Raw genomic sequence first — 2280 nt, 5'->3', positions numbered from 1 at the left:
GTGCTGCTCGCGCGCGAGCACGCGGGGACGACCGCCGGGCTCGGGCTCGTGATCAAGGGCGGACACAACGCCGAGCACCACAACCACAACGACGTCGGCTCGTTCATCGTCACGTCCGACGGGGTGCCGGTCGTCGTCGATGCGGGGCGCCCGACCTACACGAAGGCCACGTTCGGCCCCGACCGCTATTCGATCTGGACCATGCAGAGCTCGTGGCACAACACCCCCACGATCGCCGGAGTCGATCAGTCGGCGGGGCGGGAGTTCGCGGCATCCGACGTCGAGGCCGTCGTCGCCGATGCCGCGTCGTCGCTGAGCCTCGAGCTCGGCGGCGCGTACGACGTCGACGGGGCGACCTGGCGCCGAACGGCCGTACTCGACCGCACGCGCGGGATCGTGCGGGTGACTGACGAGGCGAACCCACCCTCGACCGGAGCCCCCAGCACCCTCAACCTCGTGATCGCCGGCGGCGTATCCGCCCTCGACGACGGCGTGCGCGTCGTGCCGCTCGACGGGGCGGCACCCGTCGTGGTCCGCTGGCCCGCCGGCATCCGCTCCGCCCATACGGTGCGCCTGCTCGACGATCCGATGCTCAGCGAGGTGTGGGGCGAGCGACTCACCCGCATCGAACTGGACGTGAGCACGCACGATCGCGCGTGGATCACGGTAGAAAGAGACGACGCCATCCCGGGAACGGGTGACAGCGAGGACGACCGATGACCGATCAGCAGCACGCTCCGCTGGCGCCCGCGCGTCACGCGCACATCATCGCGGCCCTCGAACGCGACGGCATCGTGCGGGTCTCGCGCCTGACCGAAGAGCTCGGCGTCGCGCCCGTGACGCTGCGACGCGACCTGCAGCAGCTCGAGGAGGAGGGGCGTCTCGAGCGCGTGCACGGTGGAGCCGTGCCGACCCAGACCACGGATGCCGAAGAGCCCGTGCCCGCGCAGACCGGCGGCGCGATCGGCGTGCTCGTGCCGTCGCTCGCGTACTACTGGCCCGGGGTCGTGCGAGGCATGGAGGCCGAGGCGCGCAAGCGCGGGCTGCGCCTCGTGCTGCGCGGTGCCTCGTACGAGCTGCAGGACGAGCGCCCCGTGCTCGAACGCCTCATCGCCGCCGACGACATCCGGGGGCTCATCGTCGCGCCCAACCCCGATGTGACCCACGCGCAGGACGTGGTGCAGTGGCTCGACGCCTCCGGCATCCCGTCGGTGTTCGTCGAGCGCGACGCCGTGGTGCTGCCCGATCGGGCGCCTGTCGAGAACGTCACGACCGATCACGCACTCGGTGCGGTGCTCGCCGCACGCCACCTCGCGAGCCTCGGCCATCGCCGCATCGGCCTCATCCTGTCGCGGGAGTCGCCGACCGGGCGCAAGATCGTCACCGGATGGGCCACGGCCTGCGAGGAGCTCGGGTTGGCTCCGGCCGATCACTTCGAGAGCCTGTTCCCCGATCGCAACGGCCCGGGCTTCGCGACCGCCGTCAACGCGGCCATCGACAAGGCGCTCGACGCCGGGGTGACGGGGCTTCTCATCCACTCCGACCCCGAGGCCATGGCGTTCATCGACATCGCCCTGAACCGCGGGCTCTCGGTGCCCGAAGACCTCTCGGTCGTCGCCTACGACGACGAGGTCGCTCAGCTGTTCACCCCCGCACTCAGCGCGGTCAGCCCGCCGCGTGCCGCCGTCGGCGCCGCCGCGATCGACCTGCTCGCCAAGCGCATCGCCGACCCGACGCGTCCGGTGCATCGGGTGTCACTGAGTCCGACGATGCACGCGAGAGAGTCCTCGGCGCCGCCCGCCTGACCTCAGCGCGTGCTGGCGCGTGCGACGAGCAGGGTCGGTACGACCGCGGATGCCTCGCCCTCCGGCGTTCCCTCGATCTCGGCGACGAGCAGGTCGACGGCGCGGTGGGCGAGAGCGGTGAAGTCCTGACGGATCGTCGTCAGCGGCGGACGGTAGTTCGCGGCATCCGGCACGTCGTCGAAGCCGACCACGCTGACGTCCCCAGGCACGGTCCGACCGGCTTCGGCCAGAGCGCGCAGAAGGCCCAGCGCCATCTGGTCGTTCGCGCAGAAGACGGCGGATGCCCCGGCGAGCGCGTCGCCTGCGCCGAAACCCGCCTCGGCGGTCCAGTCTCCGCGCACGAGCGTCGGCGGCTCGATCCCTGCGGCGACGAGGGTCTCGCGCCATCCGCGCTCGCGTTCGGATGCGGCGAACGAATCGGCAGGGCCCGCGAGATGATGCACGGTGTCGTGTCCGAGGCTCAGCAGGTGCGATG

At 71.6% G+C, this 2280-nt stretch carries 3 protein-coding genes; 2 read left to right on the top strand and 1 reads right to left on the bottom strand.

What is annotated here, in order from left to right:
* Nucleotides 1-720: heparinase II/III family protein (locus RTM68_RS18380; RefSeq protein ID WP_312173749.1), on the top strand; the 720-nt coding region annotated here is incomplete at its 5' end.
* Nucleotides 717-1805, top strand: coding sequence for a substrate-binding domain-containing protein (locus RTM68_RS18375; protein WP_312173747.1), 1089 nt, complete (start codon nt 717-719; stop codon nt 1803-1805). The genes RTM68_RS18380 and RTM68_RS18375, both read left to right, overlap by 4 nt.
* Nucleotides 1806-1807: 2 nt before the next feature.
* Here the strand turns inward: RTM68_RS18375 and RTM68_RS18370 are convergent.
* Nucleotides 1808-2280: substrate-binding domain-containing protein (locus RTM68_RS18370; RefSeq protein WP_312173745.1), on the bottom strand; the 473-nt coding region annotated here is incomplete at its 5' end.

Origin of the sequence: Microbacterium sp., from assembly GCF_031988965.1 — a bacterium.
Taxonomy (GTDB): domain Bacteria; phylum Actinomycetota; class Actinomycetes; order Actinomycetales; family Microbacteriaceae; genus Microbacterium.
This window is presented reverse-complemented; position numbering and strand designations above follow the sequence as displayed.